Genomic DNA, 14,690 nt, shown 5'->3' on the forward strand with positions numbered 1-14,690 from the left:
TCGCGGGTCAGCCGGTCAAGCGGCGCGTGAGCCGCCCGGCCGACCGGACCCGGCGCGCACGATGTCGGCGACCGAATCACCGGTCAGCTCAGCCAGTCTCAGGTATCCGGCGCGCAGTGCGCGGGCGAGTTCGGCGGCGAGGCCGAGACGGATCATGCCGCGTTCGCAGTCGACCACAATCGAGGCGATGCCGTCCTGCGCGAGCAGCGCCGCCGCGGCACGGGCGCGCGGCACCGGTTCGATCCCGCCGGTGGCGCGACCGTCGGTGAGCAGCACCAGCATCGGGCGCCTGCGCGGGTCGCGGACGCGTTCGCGCCGGACGATCTCGCGCGCCTTCAGCAGACCCGCCGCCAGCGGCGTCTTACCGCCGGTGCGCATCCCGGCCAGCCGCCGGACCGCGATGTCGACCGAGGAGGTGGGCGGCAGCACCAGCTCGGCGTCCTGACCGCGCACCGTGATCACGGCGACCTTGTCGCGGCGCTGGTAGGCGTCGCGCAACAGCGTGACGACCGCGCCGGTGACGGCGGACAACCGGTCCCTGGCCGCCATGGATCCGGACGCGTCGACCACGAAGACGACCAGATTCCCTTCGCGCCCTTCGCGATACGCGCCACGCAGGTCCTCGGCGGCCAGCCTCAGCGGGCCCGCACCGCGACCACGCGCGTGCTGCCGCGGCGCGGCGGCGAAGATGGTGCCGAGCAGGTGCAGGCCGGTGCCGGTGTCGGAACTGGAACGAACGACCCGGCCGTGCCGGGATTCGGCGCGGGAGCGGCGGCCGGGCGCACCTTCGCCGATCCCGGGCACCTCGAAGCGGGGTGGCTTGGCCGCGGCGGAACCCGGTGCGCCACTGCGACCTTCGCGCGGAGACCGCCCGCTGCCCGGACCGTCCGGCGGCGAGTCGGGATCGTCGTCGGGATCGGGGCCCTCGGCGGTCGACGGCTCGGCTTCGTCGCGCGACTCGGGCTGTTGTGCCTCGCCCGAGTCGAACTCGTCCGCGGGGCCGGAGGTTTCGTCGCGCTCGCGCGCCGCCTCGTCGGCGGCGTCGCGCATCGCGTCGTCGAGCTGCTCCTCGCTGATTCCCGGCTCGTCGAACGGATCCCGCCGCCGCCGGTGCGGCAGCGCGAGTTCCGCGGCGACCCGCACGTCTTCCTCGGTGACGGCCTCGGCCCCGCGCCATGCCGCATGCGCGGTCGCGGTACGCGCAACCACCAGGTCGGCACGCATGCCGTCGACATCGAAGGCGGCGCACAGCGCGGCGATCCGGCGCAACTCGGTGTCGTCGAGGGCAACCCGGGCGATACGGTCGCGCGCACCCAGGATCCGTTCGGCGACAGCGCGATCCGCGGCGGCGTAGCTCGCGGCGAAACCGGCCGGGTCGGCTTCGTAGTCCAGCCGTCGCCGCACCACGGCCATGCGTACGTCCACATTCCGCGAGGCGGCCACGTCGACGGTGAGCCCGAATCGGTCGAGCAGCTGCGGGCGCAGCTCGCCCTCTTCCGGGTTCATCGTGCCGACGAGCACGAAACGTGCCGGATGCGAATGCGAGACCCCGTCACGCTCGATGTGCACCCGGCCCATGGCCGCCGCGTCGAGCAGCACGTCGACCAGATGGTCGTGCAGCAGGTTGACCTCGTCCACGTAGAGCACGCCGTGGTGGGCGGCCGCCAGCAGGCCGGGCCGGAACGCCTGTTCTCCGTCGCGCAGCACCCGCTCCAGGTCCAGCGAGCCAACCACGCGGTCCTCGGTGGCGCCGACCGGCAGTTCGACCAACCGCGCGGGCCGCGCGCCGGTCTCGTCCACCACCGGTGGCAGCAGCTGGGCCAGCGCGCGCACCACGGTCGATTTCGCGGTGCCCTTCTCGCCGCGCACCAGCACACCGCCGATACCGGGATGCACCGCGCACAGGATCAGCGCGAGCTGCAACCGCTCTTGACCGACCACCGCGGAGAACGGAAACCCGGCCTCCCCGTCGGCGGCCGCCCCGGTCGGCGACTCGGGCGACGACAGTCTTTCGGCATGGGACAACGACACGCCCCAACTCTAGGCGCGCCACCCCGCGCCTTCGACGCTGCCCCACGCCGCGGCGGCCGGAAAGAAACGAGGCGAGTCATGATGACTCGCCTCGATAGGGGTCTAGCCCTTGCGCATCGGCAGATGCGGGATGCCGTCCTCTTCGAATTCCTCGCCGTCGGGCTTGAATCCGTGCTTGGCGTACATGTCGACCAGGTAGGTCTGCGCGCTCAAGCGCACGGTCGCCGAGCCGACCTCGGCCAACGCGGCCTGCAACAGCCGGGTGGTGTAGCCGTGGCCGCGCGCCGGGACCGCGGTGCACAGGCGGCCGATGCGGAAGGTCTTCACACCGTCGACGTGTTCCTCGAGCAGCCGCAGGGTCGCGATGACCTCGCCCTCGTCATCGAGCCAGAAGTGCCTGGTCTCCGGCTGCAGGTCGAGTCCGTCCAACTCCGGGTACGCGCACTTCTGTTCTACGACGAAGACTTCGACCCGCAGTTTCAACAGCTGATAGAGAGTGGCGGTATCGAGATCCAGGGCCCAGGACCGTTTGAGAGCAACCGTTGACATCATCGCCTGTTGCTATCACAACTGCGCGTTTGTCGCGACCCCCGCATGCTTCGGCGTGTTACCCGAATCACCGGTCAGGTTGAGCGTCTTGGACGTCCAGTCCCAGACTTCGCGGAACAACGCTTGGTCCTCGGACAGCTTGGCGCCCAACGACGGAATCATTTCCTTCAGTCGCGGCGTCCAGCCCGCGTACTCTGCGGGGAAGCAGCGCTGCATCACGTCGAGCATCGCGGTGACGCCCGTGGACGCGCCCGGCGACGCGCCGAGCAGGCCGGCGATCGACCCGTCCGCGGCGGCGACCACGGCGGTGCCGAACTCGAGCACACCGCCCGCGCCCTTACGCCGGATCACCTGCACGCGCTGGCCCGCGGTGATCAGCTCCCAGTCGCGGCCGACGGCGCGCGGGATGAACTCCTTGAGCGTGTCCACCTTGCCCGCCTCGGACTTGAGCAGCTCACTGACCAGGTACTTGGTCAGCCCCAGTTCGGTGACGCCCACGCCGAGCAGCGAGAACAGGTTGTTCGGCTTCACCGACTTGAACAGATCGGTGAGCTTGCCCTCCTTGAGGAACTTCGGCGTCCAGCCCGCGTACGGGCCGAACAGCAGGCCGGGGGTGCCCTTGATGACGCGAGTGTCCAAGTGCGGCACCGACATCGGCGGCGCGCCGACGGCGGCCTTGCCGTACACCTTGGCCTCGTGCTGCCGGATCAGGTCAGGATTGGTGCAGCGGAAGAACTGACCGCTCACCGGGAAGCCGCCGAAGCCGTCGATCTCCTTGATGCCGGACTTCTGCAGCAGCGGCAGCGCGCCGCCGCCCGCGCCGACGAAGACGAATTTGCTCTTGACCGTGCGGGTTTCGCGGGTGCGCAGATTGCGTACCTTGACCAGCCAGGAGCCGTCGGACTGCTTGGCCAGGTCGCGCACCTCGTGCCCGAACGCCAGATCCGCGCCGGTGCGGCCGAGGTAGGCGAGCAGTTCCTGGGTCAGCGAACCGAAGTCGATATCGGTGCCACCGTCGGTCCAGTTCAACGCGACCGGATCGGAGAAGTCGCGCCCGCGCGCCATCAGCGGCAGCCGCCGGGCGAACTCGTCGGGGCTGTCGATGAACTCCATGCCCTCGAACAGCGGCTGCCGCGACAGCGCGTCGTAGCGCTTGCGCAGGTACTCGACGTTGTCGGCGCCGTGCACGAAGCTCACGTGCGGGATCGGGTTGATGAACGTCGACGGCTCACCGAGGATGCCGTTCTCGACCGCGTACGACCAGAACTGACGCGAGACCTGGAACCGCTCGTTGATGTCGATGGCCTTGGTGATGTCCACCGAGCCGTCGGCGTTCTGCGGGCTGTAGTTCAGCTCGCACAGCGCCGAGTGTCCGGTGCCCGCGTTGTTCCACGGGTCACTGCTCTCCGCCGACGCGGCGTCGAGCCGTTCGAACAGGGAGATCGACCAGTCGGGCTGCAGCTGCCGCAGCAGCGCACCGAGGGTGGCACTCATGATGCCGGCACCGATGAGTACTACATCGGTCTTTTCAGTCATGGCAGCGTTCGGCACGGGTAGATCGACTTCCTTGTCCTTCTGCGCGGGCCCACCGGGCGGGTGGACCTGCCTGGGCACGGTGCTTGCGTGTTGCCTGGGTGGCGTAAACCATGGCGGGGGCTAGGTTACCCGCCGTTCACCTAACCTCAATTGTGCACCTCACCACGCCGATCCCCCGCGCCGAACCCGCCGAATGTGACATAGATTGTGTGTGTGACAAAGGAAACTTCCCTCGCCGTTCCCGGGACGCGTACAGAGGCCGACGGGCAGTGGAGAACCGATGTCCTCGGCCCGAACTATCAGCAGCGCACGCTGGCTTTCGGCGCCGATCCCGATGGTGAGGGCGAGGCCGTCGCCACGCTGGTGCGCTACGCGCCCGGCGGCACCATCGCGGCCACCGCGGGTGCGGTGCTGTACGTGCACGGGTTCACCGACTACTTCTTCCAGGAACACCTCGCCGAACACTTCGCGGCGCACGGCTATCAGTTCTACGCACTGGATCTGCGCAAATGCGGACGCTCGCTGCGCGAGGGCCAGACGCCGCACTATGTGACCGATCTCGCACTCTACGACGAGGAGTTGAACAAGGCCTTACGCATCGTGCGCACGGAGACCGGCGCGCCGGTGGTGCTCACCGCGCACTCGACCGGCGGTCTGATCTCGGCGCTGTGGCTGAATCGGCTCAACAAGGCGCACGGCACCGCGCAGGCAGGCATCACCGGCGTGGTGCTCAACAGCCCCTGGTTCGATCTGCAGGGCCCGTCCTACTACCGCAATATCGGCACGTCGATCATCAAGGCGGTCGGGCGTTTTCGTAAGACGCTCGAGCTGCCCTCGGCCAAGGCCAGCAGCTACGGCGACAGCCTGCATCACAGCGTCGCGGGCGAGTGGGACTACAACCTGGACTGGAAACCGTTGCACGGCTTCCCCGTTCGGTTCGGCTGGCTGCGCGCGATCCGCAACGGCCACGCCGAATTGCACGGCGGCCTCGACATCGGGGTGCCGTCGCTGATCCTGCGCTCCCGGATGACGAAGTTCGCCCGCGAATACGGGCCGGCCGTCGACGTCGCCGATGCGGTGTTGGACGTCAAGCAGATTCAGCGCTGGTCCGGCTGCCTCGGCGATCGCACCAACATCGTGCCGGTCGACGGCGCGCGCCACGACGTGTTCCTCTCCTCGGCCGAGCCGAGGGCGCGGGCCTTCGCCGAACTCGACAGCTGGCTGACCTGGCTCAGCGCCTACCGGGCCGAGTTCGGCACCCCTGACTCACCATGTGCTGGTGCGTAGCACGATCTCGGTGGCCAGTTCGTGGTCGGCCTCGGTGGCCACGTTGGTGACGTCGACGTCGACCACCCGGAACTCGCCGTAGACGAAACGGCCGGACGCGTCGGCGACCGAGCGCGGCAGATTCTTGGTCACCAGCACGGTGGTCGGCAGTTCCACCGGCCGGACCGTGGCATCGGCGACGGTGCCGTCCGCACCGGGGGCCGCGGGATGCCCGCGATCGGCGACCACGAGGCTGATGAACCGGCCGAAGCCGGCCGCGCAGGCGCGCCAGGCCAGATCGGCGCCTGCCCCGCGAGCCGCGACATTCGCCCACGGCACCCCGATCTCGTCCAGGATCGCGGTGACGCCCGCAGCGTCGAGCCCCTCGATCGACTCCGGCACCACGGTGCGCAGATCGGAGTTGTGCAATCGGGCACACACCTGGTCGTAGACGTCCGCCGGGTCACCGAGGTCGGGCAACAGCAGCACGCTGTGCCGGGATTCCGGCCCGTCGATCCGCACGGTCCATGCCCGGTCACCGACCGTGATCTGCCGAGATTTCATGCCGAATCACGCTACACGGCTCAGCTGAACGAGGTCCGGTCTTCCTAGGCCAGTAATCGCATCCCGGCCTGCTCGCCCGCGTTGTGGTCGAAGGTGACGGTGAGATCGCAGCCCGCCTCCTGGCCCAGCTGCTGGATGAGCGCGTCGGCGAAGTCGGCGCCGTCGGCGGCCCGGCGCAGCGCCTGGCGCACGGTGTCGGCGCGTTCGATGACGATCTCGGTCGAGTCGAGCAGGCCGAGCAGCACGTCGGTGACCGCCTCGGGATCCTGCTTGTAGCCGCGGCGCAGCACCCAGTGGATCTCGGCGAGCACGATCATCGTCACGTAGCCGGGCCGGGACTCGCTGAGCCCGTCGATCACCTGGTTGGCCCGCGCGGACTGCTCCGGGTCGTCCTGGGTGAGGTAGCGGATCAGCACGTTGGCGTCCAGACCGATCATTTCTGCTTGCCTTCCACGATGTTGCCCGTGATGGCCTCGTTCATCTGCACGAGCCCGATCGGCGAGCCGGACCAGCCGACGATGCCCTTGAGCGACTTGATGGTGCGGGTTTCGGGCACCAGCTCGTAGGTGCCGTTCGCGGTCGGCACGAAGGCGACCCGGACCCCGGCCCGCAGCCCCATCGCGACCCGGACGTCGATCGGGATGGTGATCTGCCCTTTGCTGGTCACGGTCGCGGATACCACGTTGCCCGACCTACCGCTCGGTCTCTTGTCTGCTGCCATTTCGCTCACCGACCATAACTTCCGCGCCGAGGACCCGCGCCTTACCCGGGGTCGAATTCCTTACTGAAACGTAAGGGGCGGTGTTCGCCGCGTCAACAGTTCAGCTCGACGAGGCGGCGATATCGGTGCTCGCGCGGGTGTGCAGCGTCGGCAACGAGGGCGGGGCGCCCTCGGTGACGAGCCGTTCGAGCTGCGCGAGATCCAGGTGCCGCTCGATCAGGTCGGCGAGCAGATCCAGCTGGCCGGTGCGCACGGCATCGACCGAAGTGCCCTCGGCGGCAACGAAACCCGTCCGTCCCGCGGCGGCGGCGACGGTACGCAGCCAGGCCCTGCGGAACTCGTCGGATTCGAGCAGACCGTGCAGGTGGGTGCCCCAGAGTGCCGGGCGGACCGAACCTTCCGGCGCACCATCGACCTCGAGCCAGGCCGGGTCGGCGTTACGCGTCACCCGCCCGTGGTGGATCTCGTAGCCGTGCACCGGGATTCCCGCGACCTCGGCCGCCGTGCCGTGACCGCTACTGCGCCGCAACACCTTCGGATCGGCGAAGGCGATCTCCAGATCGAACAGCCCTAGTCCCGCGATCTCCCCAGCGCCGGACTCGACCGGGTCCACGATCCGGGTGCCAAGCATCTGATAGCCGCCGCAGATCCCGAGGATCGGGCGGCCCGCGCCGGCCCTGGCGACGAGCGCGTCGGCAAGTCCGGTGCGTCGCAACCATTCCAGGTCCGAGACGGTCGCCTTGCTGCCCGGCAGCACCACCAGATCGGCCTCGCCGAGCCGGGACGGTTCGCTCACCCAGCGCACGGAAACCCCCGGCTCGCAGGCCAATGCCTCGACATCGGTGGAATTGGAGACGCGCGGCAGCCGGATCGCCGCGACGGTGAGCCATTCGGTACCGACGGGCGGCTGCTGGCGACCCACCGGCGCGTCCGCGACGGTGCTCAGCGAATCCTCGGCATCGATCCACAGCTCCGGTTCGAACGGCAGCACCCCGAGCGTCGGCCGGCCGGTGAGCTCGGTGAGCCGGTCCAGGCCTGGACGCAGCAGCTCGACGTCGCCACGGAACTTGTTCACCACGAAGCCCGAGATCAATTGCTGGTCTTCGGGTTCCAGAATCGCCACGGTGCCGAACAGGTGCGCCAGCACGCCGCCGCGGTCGATATCGCCGACCAGCAGCACCGGGAGACCGGCGGCCCGCGCGAGGCCGAGGTTCGCCAGATCGGTTGCGCGGAGGTTGATTTCGGCGGGTGACCCGGCGCCCTCACAGATCACCACCTCGAACTCGGCGCGCAGCGCGGCTAGTTCGGCGGCGACCACGGCGCGCAGTTCCCGGCGATGCCGGAAATAGTCGCGCGCGCCGACGGTGCCGGTCGCCTTGCCCCGCACCACCAGTTGCGAGCGGCGGTCGCTGCCCGGCTTCAGCAGCACCGGGTTGAACCGCACGCTCGGCTCCAGCCCACAGGCCTTGGCCTGCAACGCCTGCGCCCGGCCGATCTCCCCGCCGTCGAGGGTGACCACCGAGTTGTTCGACATGTTCTGCGCCTTGAACGGCGCCACCCGCACCCCGCGCCGCGCCAGCATCCGGCAGATCCCAGCCACCACGACGCTCTTACCCGCGTCCGAGGTCGTGCCCGCGACGAGCAGCGCCCCCTTCACCCCGCCCCCACGCCACAGTCGGCAGTCCCGCATCCGCTCCGGAAACTGCCCCACGACATGAGCTTCGGATCGCGAACGCTCACGGCAAAGTCAAGATTTCCGTGGCCGCTGACCGGCGCGAACTTCGAACCGCGACCACTCACAGCAAAGCGAGGGTTCCCGCGCCGGATTCCGTGAACACCCAACGGCGCAAGCTTCGGACCACGCCGAACACTCACGGCAAGGTCAGGATTTCCGCGCCGGTCTCCGTGACTACCAGGGTGTGTTCGAACTGTGCCGTCCATTTGCGGTCCTTGGTGACCACGGTCCAGCCGTCGTCCCAGATCTCGTAGTCGATGCCGCCCAGGTTGATCATCGGCTCGATGGTGAACGTCATGCCCGGCTCGATGATCGATTCGATGGCGGGCTGGTCGTAGTGCAGGATCACCAGACCGCTGTGGAAGGTGGGGCCGACGCCGTGCCCGGTGAAGTCGCGCACCACGCCGTAGCCGAAACGGTTGGCGTAGGACTCGATCACCCGGCCGATGACGTTGAGCGCGCGACCGGGCCGGACCGCCTTGATGGCGCGCATCGTGGCTTCCTCGGTCCGCTCGACGAGCAGCCGGACCTCCTCGTCCACCTCGCCGGCCAGGTAGGTCTTGTTGGTGTCGCCGTGCACGCCGTGGATGTAGGCCGTGACGTCGATGTTGACGATGTCGCCGTCCTCGATCACGGTGGAATCCGGGATGCCGTGGCAGATCACCTCGTTCAGCGAGGTGCAGCACGACTTGGGAAAGCCCTTGTAGCCCAGGGTGGACGGGTAGGCGCCGTGGTCGCACATGTACTCGTGCGCGATCCGGTCCAGTTCGTCGGTGGTGACGCCGGGCGCGACGGCCTTGCCCGCCTCGGCCAGCGCCTGCGCCGCGATCTTGCTCGCGATCCGCATCTTCTCGATCGTCTCCGCCGTCTGCACCCAGGGCTCGCGCCCCTCGTTGACGGTCTTCTTCCACGCGTATTCGGGACGCTCGATGGCGCGCGGTACCTCGCGGGTGGGCGAGAGTGTCCCGGGGGTGAGCGGCTGACGAGTGCGGACAGACATGCGAACAGCGTAATCAACCCCCGCCACCCCCGCCGACAGCCCCATCCGGTCGATACGATCCCCCGTTCGATTCCGGCGACCTCCCACTACCGAACAGACCACATCACCCCGCACACAACCACACCGACAGGCATCGACTGAGTGCGGAGGTAGTGGACGGGGAACCGGTCGCGACACCGACCACTGGGAACCCGGCCCTGGTTCGGCTTTCAGTCGGCGACGGTCAGGTTCTCGAGGATCTCGACTCGGCGGGCGAGGTAGTCGAGACCGTCGACATGAGAGCCCACGGCCTCACTCAGCGCCGAGAGTTCGATGTATTCGTCGCGGGTTATCGAGGGCTTCTCATGGAAGAGTGCGGCCAAGAGATTGTCGGCGCTCTCCTCCCATTCACCACCGAAGTTCAGCGATTCACAGGCGTCCTTGTTCACCGGACTAAGGCGATCCCCGAGACGGTCCAACAGAGCGTTCGCCCTCGATTCCCATTCGGACGCTGTCCAATCAGGCGCAAGCATCACCGTCTCCCACTGTCCTGGTCCGGGCTGGTCAAGGGTACCGGACTCCTGGTTAACCGGTTTTGCGAACACCTGCGCCACAGGCAGGCCACGCCATTCTGAGCGCACCGTCGGAATCGACGAATACCGCGATCATGACGCCCATACGAGCGCGACCGCCATGCCACCGACGAGTCTCGACGCAGACGACGGAAATTTCCCCGGATCGAGCGGCCGATCGACGACCAGACGGCGTGGCTCAAAGCCGAGTGGTATCGACGGCGTTCCGATCGAGGCGGCTGGGCCCGCGGTTGCGGGTGGCGGGCAGGGAGTGCTGTGCGGAATACCTGCGGACCGTGGTCCGTTTACGGTGGTGGTTGACATCGACACTATCCAGGAAAGAGGCTCGACCGTGGAATTGGGACTCACGACGTTCGCGGAGCTGTACCCCGTCGGCGACCGCCCCGCGCCGAGTGCCGCGCAGCGGCTGCGCCAGGTGGTGGACGAGGCGGTGGCCACCGAGCGCGCCGGGCTCGACGTGTACGGCGTCGGCGAACACCATCGCAAGGATTTCGCGGCGTCCGCGCCCGCGGTCGTGCTGGCGGCGATCGCGGCCCGCACCGAACGGATCCAGTTGACCAGCGCGGTCACCGTGCTGAGCTCCGACGATCCGGTGCGGGTGTTCCAGGACTTCTCGACGCTGGACGGGTTGTCCAACGGACGCGCCGAGCTGATGGCCGGGCGCGGGTCCTTCACCGAGAGCTTTCCGCTGTTCGGGTACGACCTGAGCGACTACGACGAACTCTTCGAGGAGAAGCTGGCGCTGCTGCTACATCTGCGCGAGGAGGGCCCGGTGAACTGGAACGGCAAGTTCCGCGCGCCGCTGCGCGACGCGATCGCCTACCCGCGCACCGAGAATCGCCCGCTGCCGGTATGGATCGCGGTGGGCGGCAGCACGGAGTCGGTGGTGCGCGCCGGACTGCTCGGATTGCCGCTGGCGATCGCGATCATCGGCGGCCAGCCCGCCCGGTTCAAGCCGCTGGTCGATCTGTATCACCGCGCACTCGCCGAGGGCGGTCATGAGCGGCAGCCGGTCGCGGTGCACGCGCACGGCTACATCGCCGACACCGACGAGCAGGCGGTGGCCGACTTCTTCGAGCCCTACGCGGTGGCAATGAGCACCATCGGTCGCGAACGCGGCTGGGGCCCGATGACCCGTCCCCAGTTCGAGGCGTTGCGCTCGAAAGACGGTTCACTGTTCGTCGGCACGCCCGACTACGTGGCCGAGAAAGTCGCCGATATCCGCGACACCCTCGGCCTGGATCGATTCATGCTGCACACCAGCGTCGGCACGCTGCCGCACGAAAAGGTCCTGCGCAATATCGAATTGCTCGGCGAGAAGGTCGCACCCCAGGTCCGCTGAGCCACACCCGATCACCGAGCCCGAGTTAAGGGCTCGGTGAATCTGGTTAAGCGGCAACGATTTAATTTACCCACAATTTGCCAGAACCATGATTGACATAACCGCCGGACGTTTGTTTGCCTTACAGCACCCGAACATCCGACCGTACGACTGAGACGGCACACACAGGATCCGCCGAGTTCGCCGCGCGCGGATCGAGATAGGATCCGATGCCGAGCTCACAACTACGGTCCCGGCCGATGACCAGCATGGACCATCCCCTCGCACTGGATATCGACGAATTGTCGTGCCGAAAGGTGGCACGCCGTGATCCGCTCTCCGCCGACGCCGTGCTGGCGAATGTACCGAGCATGAACGCGAACGCCGATGTGCGCGGGCTCGCGACCGCTTTCCGAGAATTGCTGTGCCGTGCGAGAGAAGTCGAGTTGCCCGATATCGCCGACCGATTGGCGGCCATGCGCGATGTCGGCATGCTCATGTCGTCTTTGCGCAGACACGGTGTCGAGCCGCTCGACCCGGTGCCGGAAGCCGCGGGCGTGCTCCTCGCGTGGGGCCATTCCGCCGGCATGGTGCCGCGAGACACGGTGCTGCACTACGGCGTCTGGAATCCCCGGGGTAGACGCCAGCGGATGTTCCTCGGCGAGCACGAGGAGAACGTCGTGCTCGACGCCGTGCGCGTGAGTACCTTGCTGATCAGCGAGATCACGCCGACGCTGGCCGGCTTGGCCGAGCTCCGGCCCGACGACACGGCGTTCGGCGAACTGCTGCACGCGGCAGCCGACCAGCTGGAGACCTTGCCGCAGTTGATGAGCGGCCTCTACCGCACGGTCGATCCGCTCGAGTTCTATGCCGCGCGATTGCGTCCGTTCATGGCCGACGTGGTGGTGGCCGACCGGTCGTACTACGGCCCGGCGGCCGTGCACGTGCCGCTCTATCTCATCGACCGGCTCGTCTGGTCGTCCGATCACGGCGGTGTCGGCATGACCTATTTCCAGGACGATCTACTGAACTATGGACTCCCCCGCTGGCGGCGAATGTTCGACCACACCACCGACACACCCTCGCTGGTGACCCGGCTCGTCCAGGAATTCGATCGCCCCGACGGCCCGCCCTCCACCAAGGCGGCCTACGCGATGGACGGCATCATCCGAATCCTGGACGGACTGGTCGCCTTTCGCACCCGACACGGCATGCTCACCAGAGCCGCGTACACCGACGGCGCACGCTACGGCATGGGCATCGCCGGGGTCAGCCCCGCCGTCCTCGACCATGTTCTCGCCCTCACCCGGCGCTGCGCGGACTGGGCCCGCACCCGCCGCAAGGGCGCACGCAGCTGATCTTCGAAACCAACTACCGCACAGCACTATTCGCCGAGATGCGCCTCGAAGGCGATACGGTCGCCGCGGTAGAGGGCGCGGACGCGTTCGATGGGAGTGCCATCGGTGTCGACACTACGGCGGTGCAGGAGCAGCAGGGGCAGGGCCGTGGTGCATTCGAGGAGGGCGGCCTCGCGCGGGGAGGCGAGGACCGTCTCGATGCGTTCGGTGGCGCGGCCGAACACGACGCCGGTGGCGCGGATGGCCGCGTACAGGGAGGTGGTCGGGTCGTAATGGGTGCGCAGATCGGCGAAGCGGTGCCACGGCAGAAAGGTGCTCTCCAAGCCGATGCGTTCGCCGTCGGCGAGCAGCACGCGTTCCAGGTGCATGACCGAAGTGCCAACGGGCACACCGAGATCGCGGGACACATCGGCATCGGCGGGCACGTCGTCCCAGCCGACGAGCAACCGGCCCGGCACGCGCCCGTAGCTGATCGCGCCCTCGGTATAGGAGCGCAGCGACAGCGGCTGCACCATTTTCGGCCGCGAGACGACCGTGCCGCGCCCCTGCCGACGAATCCGCCCCTCCACCAGCAGATCTCGCAGCGCCTGCCGCACCGTCTCGCGCGCCACCCCGAAACGAACGGCGAGATCCCGTTCCGAGGGCACCGAGTCGCCCTCGTGCGACTCCGCGAGGATCGCCTCGATCTCGGTGCGCACCCGGTAGGACTTCGGGAGCCGGTCCGGCAGCGCGATCTCCGCGCGCTCACCCCCTGCCGCACCGTCCGCCGCGGTACCGACCCTGCCCACCTCCGTCGCGTCCATGGCCGACAGCGTACCCGCAATTGGTCTATACCAATTGTTAACCTGCCGTTCGCGCTGGTAATACCCGTTGGTCTAGACCAATGTGCACCATGGTTTCCATGCGATTGGTCATCATCGGCGGTGGGATCCTCGGCACCGCGCACGCCCTAGCCGCAGTGCGCCGCGGTCACGAGGTCGTGCAGCTGGAGCGGGAGACCGAGGCGCGCGGTGCCACGGTCCGCAACTTCGGCCTGGTCTGGGTGTCCGGCAGGACCGCGGGCGAACTCGAGCTGACCCTGCGTTCGCGGCAGCTGTGGGAGGAGATCGGCGGCAAGATCCCCGGCGTCGGCTTCCGCCCCGCCGGGTCGATCACGCTGGTGCGCACCGCCGCCGAGCTGGCGGTCGCCGAGCAGGCCGCCGCGGGCCCGTCGGCAGCGGCCCGCGGCTTCGCGCTGCTCGAACCCGCCGAGGTGCGCGCGATCAACCCCGCACTGCGCGGGAAATTCCTTGCCGGACTGCACTGTTCGACCGACGCCTCGGTCGAGTCGCGACAGGCCATGCCCGCCATCCGCGCCTACCTCACGGCGAGCGGCCGCTACACCTTCCACGCCGGCACCGAGGCCAGGACGGTCGGCGACACCGGCGCGGGCGCCACCGTGCGCGACGATCAGGGCCGCCGCTACGACGCGGACCTGGTGCTGGTCTGCCCCGGCGCCGCGCACACCGGCCTGACCCGCGAGCTCGCCGGAGCGCTGCCGGTGCGCCGGGTCCGGTTGCAGATGATGCAGACCGCGCCGCTCGGCGAGCCGCTCACCACCGCGATCGCCGACGGCGACAGCTTCCGCTACTACCCCGGCTTCGCGGGCGCGGCGGTGGACACGCTGAATCGCGAACAGTCCCAAGCGGCTACCGCCGCCGAACACAAGATGCAGTTGCTCTGTGTGCAGCGCCTGCACGGTGGCCTGACCATCGGCGACACCCACGAATACGACGAGCCGTTCGCCTTCGACGTCGACGAGGCGCCCTACGAACACCTCACCGCGGTCACCGAGGAACTGCTCGGATGCGCACTGCCGCAGGTGATTCGGCGCTGGGCGGGCGTCTACAGCCAGAGCGTCGACCCCACCGCGCTCGTCACCCGCGCCGCGGCCGGAGCACATACCTGGGTCGTCACCGGGCCGGGCGGGCGCGGCATGACCCTCGGACCCGCACTCGGCGAGCAAACCGCCGATCTCCTGAACCTGTGAGGATTGCC

The 14,690-nt window shown here is 68.5% G+C and carries 14 protein-coding genes; 4 read left to right on the forward strand and 10 right to left on the reverse strand.

Going from position 1 to position 14,690, the window contains the following annotated elements; genetic code table 11:
- Positions 1–15: 15 nt before the first annotated feature.
- The 3 genes from F5X71_RS25145 to mqo form a co-directional block, all read right to left on the reverse strand.
- Positions 16–2,007: a VWA domain-containing protein gene (locus F5X71_RS25145; protein WP_167466719.1), complete on the reverse strand. Its 1,992-nt coding sequence runs from the start codon at positions 2,005–2,007 to the stop codon at positions 16–18.
- A 126-nt stretch (positions 2,008–2,133) separates the two neighbouring features.
- On the reverse strand, positions 2,134–2,583 hold the full coding sequence (locus F5X71_RS25150; RefSeq protein ID WP_167464245.1) for a GNAT family N-acetyltransferase: 450 nt from the start codon (positions 2,581–2,583) through the stop codon (positions 2,134–2,136).
- Positions 2,584–2,595: 12 nt separating this feature from the next.
- Positions 2,596–4,116 (reverse strand): malate dehydrogenase (quinone), encoded by a 1,521-nt coding sequence (mqo, locus tag F5X71_RS25155; protein WP_167464246.1) that lies wholly within the window; start codon positions 4,114–4,116, stop codon positions 2,596–2,598.
- Between the two features lie 213 nt (positions 4,117–4,329).
- On the opposite strand from mqo, the gene F5X71_RS25160 reads away from it, so the two are divergent.
- Entirely contained in the window at positions 4,330–5,403 is a 1,074-nt protein-coding gene (locus tag F5X71_RS25160; RefSeq protein WP_167464247.1) for an alpha/beta hydrolase, read from the forward strand.
- Here F5X71_RS25160 and F5X71_RS25165 read toward each other — a convergent pair.
- The 6 genes from F5X71_RS25165 to F5X71_RS25190 form a co-directional block, all read right to left on the reverse strand.
- Positions 5,383–5,946 (reverse strand): alpha/beta hydrolase, encoded by a 564-nt coding sequence (locus F5X71_RS25165; RefSeq protein ID WP_167464248.1) that lies wholly within the window; start codon positions 5,944–5,946, stop codon positions 5,383–5,385. The genes F5X71_RS25160 and F5X71_RS25165 overlap by 21 nt on opposite strands.
- Positions 5,947–5,990: 44 nt before the next feature.
- Positions 5,991–6,383: a PIN domain-containing protein gene (locus tag F5X71_RS25170; protein ID WP_042255351.1), complete on the reverse strand. Its 393-nt coding sequence runs from the start codon at positions 6,381–6,383 to the stop codon at positions 5,991–5,993.
- Entirely contained in the window at positions 6,380–6,613 is a 234-nt protein-coding gene (locus tag F5X71_RS25175) for an AbrB/MazE/SpoVT family DNA-binding domain-containing protein (RefSeq protein ID WP_203218209.1), read from the reverse strand. Before F5X71_RS25175 ends, F5X71_RS25170 begins: the two co-directional genes overlap by 4 nt.
- 154 nt (positions 6,614–6,767) lie before the next feature.
- Positions 6,768–8,357, reverse strand: a complete 1,590-nt coding sequence (locus tag F5X71_RS25180; protein WP_167466720.1) for a cobyric acid synthase — start codon at positions 8,355–8,357, stop codon at positions 6,768–6,770.
- 181 nt (positions 8,358–8,538) lie between these two features.
- Positions 8,539–9,402, reverse strand: coding sequence for a type I methionyl aminopeptidase (gene map / locus F5X71_RS25185; RefSeq protein ID WP_167464249.1), 864 nt, complete (start codon positions 9,400–9,402; stop codon positions 8,539–8,541).
- A 209-nt stretch (positions 9,403–9,611) separates the two neighbouring features.
- Positions 9,612–9,830: a hypothetical protein gene (locus F5X71_RS25190; protein ID WP_167464250.1), complete on the reverse strand. Its 219-nt coding sequence runs from the start codon at positions 9,828–9,830 to the stop codon at positions 9,612–9,614.
- A 475-nt stretch (positions 9,831–10,305) separates the two neighbouring features.
- On the opposite strand from F5X71_RS25190, the gene F5X71_RS25195 reads away from it, so the two are divergent.
- A complete protein-coding gene (locus F5X71_RS25195; protein WP_167464251.1) occupies positions 10,306–11,316 on the forward strand; it encodes an LLM class flavin-dependent oxidoreductase in 1,011 nt (336 codons plus the stop codon).
- 239 nt (positions 11,317–11,555) lie between these two features.
- Positions 11,556–12,653, forward strand: a complete 1,098-nt coding sequence (locus tag F5X71_RS25200) for a monodechloroaminopyrrolnitrin synthase PrnB family protein (protein WP_167464252.1) — start codon at positions 11,556–11,558, stop codon at positions 12,651–12,653.
- Between the two features lie 26 nt (positions 12,654–12,679).
- Here F5X71_RS25200 and F5X71_RS25205 read toward each other — a convergent pair whose 3' ends face one another.
- Positions 12,680–13,456 carry a GntR family transcriptional regulator gene (locus F5X71_RS25205; protein ID WP_238815460.1) on the reverse strand — a complete coding sequence of 259 codons (777 nt, stop codon included), beginning with the start codon at positions 13,454–13,456 and terminating at the stop codon, positions 12,680–12,682.
- Between the two features lie 98 nt (positions 13,457–13,554).
- On the opposite strand from F5X71_RS25205, the gene F5X71_RS25210 reads away from it, so the two are divergent.
- A complete protein-coding gene (locus F5X71_RS25210; protein WP_167464253.1) occupies positions 13,555–14,682 on the forward strand; it encodes a TIGR03364 family FAD-dependent oxidoreductase in 1,128 nt (375 codons plus the stop codon).
- The last annotated feature ends 8 nt before the right edge of the window (positions 14,683–14,690 follow it).

It is taken from the genome of Nocardia brasiliensis (genome assembly GCF_011801125.1).
GTDB lineage: Bacteria > Actinomycetota > Actinomycetes > Mycobacteriales > Mycobacteriaceae > Nocardia > Nocardia brasiliensis_C.